Genomic DNA, 6,725 nt, shown 5'->3' on the forward strand with positions numbered 1-6,725 from the left:
GGGGACAGGCTGTCGATGAGGAGACTCCAATGCGCAAGACGGGATGGAGCCGGCGAGCCGGCGCGATGATGGTGCTGTTGCTGGGGTTCCTGCTGCTGCCTGGGCTGGCCTGTGCCAAAGGTCCGGCCGGCACCGTGCTGGTCCTGGGCGACAGCCTCAGTGCAGCCCACAATATCCCCGCCGACGCCGGCTGGGTCAGCCTGCTGCAGCAGCGGGTCAGGCAGCAGTCGAAAACGCCGGCGCGCATCGTCAACGCCAGCATGAGCGGGGAGACCACCGCCGGCGCGCTGACCCGCCTGCCGGGCCTGCTGGCCAAGGAAAAACCGACCGTGGTGGTGATTGCCCTTGGCGGCAATGACGCGTTGCGCGGGCTGACCCCGGCGCAGGTGCAGGGCAATCTGGAAAAAATGGTGCAGGCCAGCCAGAAGGCCGGTGCCAAGGTGCTGCTGCTGGGCATCGACGTACCGCCCAACTACGGGCCGGCCTACCGCCAGCGCCTGGCGGCGGCCTACAAGGCGCTGGCCACGCAGTACAAGGTGCCGCTGCTGCCGTTCCTGCTGGAGGGTGTGGCGCTGCAGCCGGGCATGATGCAGGCCGACGGCCTGCACCCGACCGCACAGGCGCAGCCGAAGGTGCTGGACAACGTCTGGCCGCTGCTGCGACCCCTGCTCTGAACGATTTACATCCCTCTTGACGGAACTTCACATCGCGTCCACCGTCGATCCGGCATGTTTCACAAAGCTGAAGTTAGAGGGAATCACATGCGTCAGACGAAGGAGACCTCCGGCTTGGTGCTGGTGGTCGAAGACAACCGCAACATCTCCGAGATGATCGGGGAATACCTGGAAGGTCGCGGCTTCGAAGTCGACTATGCACAGGACGGCCTGGATGGCTACCGCCTTGCGGCGGAGAACAGCTATGACGTCGTGGTGCTCGACTTGATGTTGCCGCGCCTGGATGGCATCGAAGTGTGCCGTCGCCTGCGCAACGATGCGCGCAAGTCCACCCCGGTGCTGATGCTCACGGCACGCGATACGCTGGACGACAAGCTCACCGGCCTCGGTTTCGGCGCCGATGACTACCTGACCAAGCCGTTCGCGATCCAGGAGCTGGAAGCCCGCCTGCGCGCGCTGATCCGCCGCGAACGTCGCCAGGTGGGTTCGGAAGTGCTGAAGGTCGCCGACCTGGTGCTCGACCCGGTCAGCATGCGGGCGACCCGTGCCGGCACCGAGCTGCAGCTGTCGCCGATCGGCCTGCGCCTGCTGACCATCCTGATGCGCGAATCGCCGCGCGTGGTCACCCGCCAGGAGATCGAACGCGAGATCTGGGGCAACGGCCTGCCGGATTCGGACACCTTGCGCAGCCACCTGTACAACCTGCGCAAGATCATCGACAAGCCGTTCGACCGTCCGCTGCTGCATACCGTGCAGAGTGCCGGCTACCGCATTGCCGACATCGCCCAGCCGATGGCCTGAGCCGGACCCCGCGCCGGTGCAGCAACAGGCCCGGCCGGGATGTGGCCACGGACGAGGGCGGGGGATGACCGGATGGTGCTGCCACCGGTCATCGCCCATGCATCCGCACGGCGCAGAGCGCTGCCTATAATCGCAGCGCTCTGACCGGGACCCCGCAATGCCGCACGGCCTGCCGCGCAAGATCCGTATCGCTTTCATCCTGCAGGCAGTGCTGGCCAGCCTGGGCATCCTGCTGGGTGCGTGGCTGGTCTCGCTGGTGATCAAGCACAGCCTGGTTGGCGCCGCCCTGCGCGAGGAGGCGGCGTACTTCTGGACGCTGCACGAGGCCTCGCCGGTGCAGCCGCCACCCAACACCCAGAACATTCGTGGCTACCTGCTGGAAAGCGGGCAGTCGGCCCTGTCGCTGCCGGCCAACCTGCGCAACCTGGAGCCCGGCTTCCACGAACTGCCCAAGGACGACCAGCTGGTGCTGGTCGATGTGCGCCCGGCCGGCCGCCTGTACCTGGTGTTCCTGCGCTCGCGCGCGGAGATGCTGGCGTTCTGGTTCGGCATCGTGCCGGTGCTGCTGACACTGCTGGCGGTGTATGGCGCCAGCTGGGTCACCTATCGGGCCTCCAAGCGCCTGGTATCGCCGGTGAACTGGCTGGCGCGGCGCGTCTCACGCTGGGACCCGGGCCACCCGGAGGCGGCCGACCTGGAGCCGAACAAGCTGCCGGCGGACATGCAGGGCGAGACCCGGCAGCTGGCGGCCGCACTGCATTCGCTGGCCAACCGGGTCAGCGCGCATGTGGCGCGCGAGCGCAATTTCACCCGTGACGCCAGCCATGAACTGCGCACACCGCTGACCGTCATCCGTGTCGCCAGCGACATGGCGCTGGGCGATGACAGCCTGGAGCCGCGCCTGCGCCGCAGCCTGCAGCGCATCCAGCGTGCCGGCCGTGACATGGAGGCGGTGATCGATGCGTTCCTGATCCTGGCCCGCGAGGCCGATGTCGAGCCGCAGATCGAGCTGTTCGACGTCAACGACATCGTCCGCTACGAAGTGGACAACGCCAACGAGTTGCTGGGTACGCGCCCGGTGTCGGTGCACCTGCACAGCGATGGCCCGGTGCAGCTGCATGCGCCGCCGCGGGTGCTGCAGGTGGTGGTCAGCAATCTGGTGCGCAACGCCTGCAGCTACACCGACGAAGGTCGCATCGACGTGCATGTGCACAACGACCGGGTAGTGGTGCGCGATACCGGCATCGGCATGTCCGCCGAGGCTCTGTCGCGCGCGTTTGAACCGTTCTACCGCGCCGAGCCGAGCCGCCCGCAGGGCACCGGCCTGGGCCTGTCGATCGTGCGCCGGCTGTGCGACCGCTTCGGTTGGAAGGTCAGCCTGGCCAGCGAGCCGGGCGAGGGCACCGAGGCCACGGTGATCTTCCGTTGACGCGGCACCAGCTGCCTCGGTAGATGCCGACCTTGGTCGGCGCTTTCAACAGGATTCACGCCGGTGCCCCATGCCAACCAAGGTTGGCATCTACCGGAGCGAGTCCGCACGCCTGCGTCAATCGCACTTCACCTTCGGTGCCAGCGCCCTGGTCCAGATCGCATACCCCGCCGGGGTCATGTGCAGCATGTCCTCGCGGAACAGCGTCGCGTCCGGCTGTCCATCGGCGCCGAGCATCGGCGTGTAGATGTCGGTGAAACCGGTATTGGGCAGCCTGGCCAGGGCGGCCTTGATCAGCGTGTTGGCTTCGTTGATCGCCGGCAGCAGGTGCGCACGCGACGGGCTCGGTTTGATTGACAGGTACTCCACTTTCGTCTTCGGCAGGTCGCGATGCACGCGCTGCACGAAGGCGACCACATCGTCGCGCACCTGCACGGCGCTGCGGCCGCTGTTGAGGTCGTTGTCGCCGGCGTAGAAGAACACCTTGCATGGCGCATACGGCACCACGATCTGGCTGGCATACCAGGTGCTGTCGCGCACTTCCGAACCGCCGAAGCCACGGTTGAACACCGGTTGGCCGGGGAAGTCGGTGGCCAGGCTCTCCCAGAAGCGGATCGAGGAGCTGCCGATGAACTCGATGCCACCGCGCGGCGGCGGGCTGGCCTGGTCCGCGCTGGCGAAGTGGGCCATGTCGCCGGCCCAGGCCACGTTGGAGACCTGATCGGGCACGCGCGGCGGCTTGGCCGGGCTCAGCGCCTGGGCCAGGGGGGCGGCGGTCAGCAGGCCCAGCATCAGCAGGCAGGTACAGCGACGGGACATCAGGCGCTCCAGCAGGGAAGGGGGAAGCCATCATAGAAGCTGGGGCGGGCCGGGGCTTGCCCCTGGCAGTCCATTCACCGGGCCGGTGCCGGGATGCGGCTGGCGGCCTTGTGGCAAAATGGCGGCCATCTGCCTATCCCTGTGCACCCATGATTCCCTGCCGTGCGTCTGAGCGGTCGCTGCGCCGCGCCCCTGTTGCTGGATGTTCCACCCGTGGCTGATCAGTTCGGCCATCTGCCCCGCGGCCCGCGCCGCATCTTCCAGGCCGCCCGCTGGTCCTGGCAGGGCCTGCGCGCCGCCTGGCTGCATGAGTCCTCGTTCCGGCTGGAGGTCTACCTGCTGATCCTGCTGACTCCGGTCGCGATCTGGCTGGGCCAGACCCCGGTCGAGCGCGCGCTGCTGATCGGCTCGATGCTGCTGGTCCTGGCGATGGAACTGGCCAACTCGGCCATCGAGGCGGTGATCGAACGTTACGGCAGCGAGATCCACGAGCTGGCCGGCCGCGCCAAGGACATGGGCTCGGCGGCGGTCTTCGTGCTGATGATGAACGTGCTTCTGTGCTGGGCGCTGGTCGTGGTCCCGCATGCAATGGCCGGCAATTACGGCTGATCCCCATTCCCCCACTGCCCTGAAGAGTTTCCATGTCCTTTGAGTTCCTCGCCGACCCCAATGCCTGGGTGACCCTGTTCACCCTGAGCGCACTGGAAATCGTGCTCGGCATCGACAACCTGGTGTTCATTTCCATCGCCGTCAGCAAGCTGCCGGAAGAGCGCCGCCCGTTCGCGCGCAAGCTCGGCATTGCGGTGGCCTGCATCACCCGTATCGGCCTGCTGGTGTCGCTGGCCTACCTGGCACACATGGCGGCCAACCTGTTCACGGTGGCCGGCATGGGCATTTCCATCCGTGACCTGGTGCTGATCGTCGGTGGCCTGTTCCTGATCATCAAGGGCTGCATGGAGATCAAGGAACTGATCAGCGGTGGTGAGGACGAAGACCCCAGCACCACCAAGGCCTCGGCCGTGTTTGGCTACGTGATCGCGCAGATCGCGGTGATCGACATCGTGTTCTCGCTGGACTCGGTGATCACCGCCGTCGGCATCGCCGACCACATCCCGGTGATGGTCGCCGCCATCCTGCTGTCGGTGCTGGTGATGCTGCTGGCCGCGAACCCGCTGGGCCGCTTCATCGATGCCAACCCGACCGTGAAGATGCTGGCCCTGGCCTTCATCCTGATGATCGGCGCGGTACTGATCCTGGACGGCCTGGACGTACACGTGCCCAAGCCCTACATCTACGCCGCGATGGGCTTCTCGGTGCTGGTGGAGTGGCTGAACCTGCTGATGCGCCGCCGCGCCCGCGAGCACAACGTGCCGGGTGCCGGTAACTGGTAAGCGGATCACCCGAACCCCCGGCCCTGCCGGGGGTTCTTCGTTTCGGGGCCGCTGCGCCCGCCGGGCATGGCCCGGCGCTACCGTTCGTGGCGTGGTCTGGTAGCGCCGGGCCATGCCCGGCGGGGAGGTTCCCGCCAACTGTGAATTGAGATCAACAGTGTTTTCCCGGGGCGAGGCTTAATCCGCGCCGACAAAGCGCGCAGGCTACGCGCTCTTTTCCAGAACCTGCCCCACGCAGGATGACCCCATGAACTCCAGAGCCGCCTTGTTGGCCCTCGCTGTTGGCGCTTTTGCCATCGGCACTACCGAATTCGCCCCGATGGGCCTGTTGCCGGTCATCGCCGACGGCGTGGGTGTGGGCATCCCCACTGCCGGCATGCTGATCACCGCCTACGCCGTGGGCGTGATGCTGGGCGCACCGGTGATGACTCTGCTGATGGGGCGCTTCGGCAAACGCACTGCGCTGATGCTGCTGATGTCGATCTTCGTGGTCGGCAACCTGTTGTCCGCACTGGCCCCGAGCTACGGCCTGCTGCTGCTGTCGCGCCTGGTCACCAGCCTCAACCACGGTGCCTTCTTCGGCATCGGTGCGGTGGTCGCCGCCAGCCTGGTGCCGAAGGACAAGCAGGCCGCAGCGGTCGCTACGATGTTCATGGGCCTGACCATCGCCAACATCGGTGGCGTGCCGCTGGCAACCTGGGTGGGGCAGCAGCTGGGCTGGCGCCTGTCTTTCGCCGGCACGGCGGTGCTGGGCCTGGTGGCGATCACCGCGCTGGGCCTGGCACTCCCGGCCTCGGCGCCGGGGCCGCGCCCGGACGTGCGCCGCGAACTGAAGGCGATCCTGCAGCCGCAGGTACTGCTGGCGATGGCCACCACGGTGCTGGGCGCTGGCGCGATGTTCACCCTCTACACCTACGTGGCGCCGGTGCTGACCGAGCTGACCGGTGCCTCCAACGCCTTCATCGCGATGTCGCTGGCCCTGATCGGTATCGGCTTCACCTTCGGCAACGGCATCGGCGGGCGCATGGCCGACTGGTCGCTGGATGGCGCCACACGCATCCTGCTGGCGGTCCTGGCCGTGCTGATGTGCGTGCTGCCGCTGGCTTTCATGAATCACGCCACGGCGGCGCTGGGCGTGCTGCTGTTCGGTGCGGCGACGTTCGCGATCGTGCCGCCGTTGCAGATCCGGGTGATGCAGGCCGCGAGCGAGGCGCCGGGGCTGGCGTCGTCGATCAACGTGGGTGCGTTCAACCTGGGCAATGCCGTGGGTGCGGCGCTGGGCGGTGCGGTGATCAGTTCGGGCCTGGGCTATGCCGCGATTCCGGTGGCCGGTGGCCTGCTAGCGGCCTCAGGGTTGCTGCTGGCATGGCTGGGGCGTCCGCGCGCTGCGGTGGCCGAGGCTTGCTGAGAGGGGAGGGTTTCCGGCAGGGCTGCGCCCTGCACCCGCCGAAGCAACAGCAACGGCAACAGCCTGCATTCCGTGGGTTGGCGGGGTGGGTCCGGTTGCGGGGGACGCCGTGAATCCGTCCATGGAGGCTTGGCCGCGGCATCCATGCCGCGGACACCCCCGCAACCGGACCCCCCCGCCTTCGACAGTTTCCCGGGGTCTGT

The 6,725-nt window shown here is 67.4% G+C and carries 7 protein-coding genes; 6 read left to right on the forward strand and 1 reads right to left on the reverse strand.

Translation table 11 applies throughout. From position 1 onward, the window contains the following. Positions 1-29 precede the first annotated feature (29 nt). The 3 genes from ACJ7C5_RS19190 (at position 30) to ACJ7C5_RS19200 (ending at position 2,904) form a co-directional block, all read left to right on the forward strand. Positions 30-674 (forward strand): arylesterase, encoded by a 645-nt coding sequence (locus tag ACJ7C5_RS19190; RefSeq protein ID WP_049444410.1) that lies wholly within the window; start codon positions 30-32, stop codon positions 672-674. 87 nt (positions 675-761) lie between these two features. Then, complete coding sequence (locus tag ACJ7C5_RS19195; RefSeq protein ID WP_002811889.1) at positions 762-1,475, forward strand: response regulator transcription factor; 714 nt, start codon at positions 762-764, stop codon at positions 1,473-1,475. Positions 1,476-1,632: 157 nt separating this feature from the next. Next, positions 1,633-2,904, forward strand: coding sequence for a sensor histidine kinase (locus ACJ7C5_RS19200; protein WP_094000392.1), 1,272 nt, complete (start codon positions 1,633-1,635; stop codon positions 2,902-2,904). A 117-nt stretch (positions 2,905-3,021) separates the two neighbouring features. Here the strand turns inward: ACJ7C5_RS19200 and ACJ7C5_RS19205 are convergent, their stop codons facing one another. After that, positions 3,022-3,723 carry an SGNH/GDSL hydrolase family protein gene (locus tag ACJ7C5_RS19205; protein WP_412704796.1) on the reverse strand — a complete coding sequence of 234 codons (702 nt, stop codon included), beginning with the start codon at positions 3,721-3,723 and terminating at the stop codon, positions 3,022-3,024. Between the two features lie 213 nt (positions 3,724-3,936). Here ACJ7C5_RS19205 and ACJ7C5_RS19210 point away from each other — a divergent pair, with 213 nt between their 5' ends. From ACJ7C5_RS19210 to ACJ7C5_RS19220, 3 genes are all read left to right on the forward strand, one after another. Next, positions 3,937-4,332 (forward strand): diacylglycerol kinase, encoded by a 396-nt coding sequence (locus tag ACJ7C5_RS19210; RefSeq protein WP_049435654.1) that lies wholly within the window; start codon positions 3,937-3,939, stop codon positions 4,330-4,332. Between the two features lie 32 nt (positions 4,333-4,364). Further along, a complete protein-coding gene (locus ACJ7C5_RS19215; RefSeq protein WP_005408127.1) occupies positions 4,365-5,114 on the forward strand; it encodes a TerC family protein in 750 nt (249 codons plus the stop codon). Positions 5,115-5,361: 247 nt separating this feature from the next. Beyond that, positions 5,362-6,522, forward strand: coding sequence for an MFS transporter (locus ACJ7C5_RS19220; RefSeq protein WP_412704797.1), 1,161 nt, complete (start codon positions 5,362-5,364; stop codon positions 6,520-6,522). The last annotated feature ends 203 nt before the right edge of the window (positions 6,523-6,725 follow it).

Source organism: Nocardiopsis yanglingensis (genome assembly GCF_045809185.1).
In the GTDB taxonomy this organism is placed as follows: domain Bacteria; phylum Pseudomonadota; class Gammaproteobacteria; order Xanthomonadales; family Xanthomonadaceae; genus Stenotrophomonas; species Stenotrophomonas yanglingensis.

What these genes read in the sequence shown, in the direction of transcription:
- ACJ7C5_RS19190 (WP_049444410.1), top strand. Translation starts at nt 30, where the DNA reads ATGCGCAAGACGGGATGGAGCCGGCGAGCCGGCGCGATGATGGTGCTG.
- ACJ7C5_RS19195 (WP_002811889.1), top strand. Translation starts at nt 762, where the DNA reads ATGCGTCAGACGAAGGAGACCTCCGGCTTGGTGCTGGTGGTCGAAGAC.
- ACJ7C5_RS19200 (WP_094000392.1), top strand. Translation starts at nt 1,633, where the DNA reads ATGCCGCACGGCCTGCCGCGCAAGATCCGTATCGCTTTCATCCTGCAG.
- ACJ7C5_RS19205 (WP_412704796.1), bottom strand. Translation starts at nt 3,723, where the DNA reads ATGTCCCGTCGCTGTACCTGCCTGCTGATGCTGGGCCTGCTGACCGCC.
- ACJ7C5_RS19215 (WP_005408127.1), top strand. Translation starts at nt 4,365, where the DNA reads ATGTCCTTTGAGTTCCTCGCCGACCCCAATGCCTGGGTGACCCTGTTC.
- ACJ7C5_RS19220 (WP_412704797.1), top strand. Translation starts at nt 5,362, where the DNA reads ATGAACTCCAGAGCCGCCTTGTTGGCCCTCGCTGTTGGCGCTTTTGCC.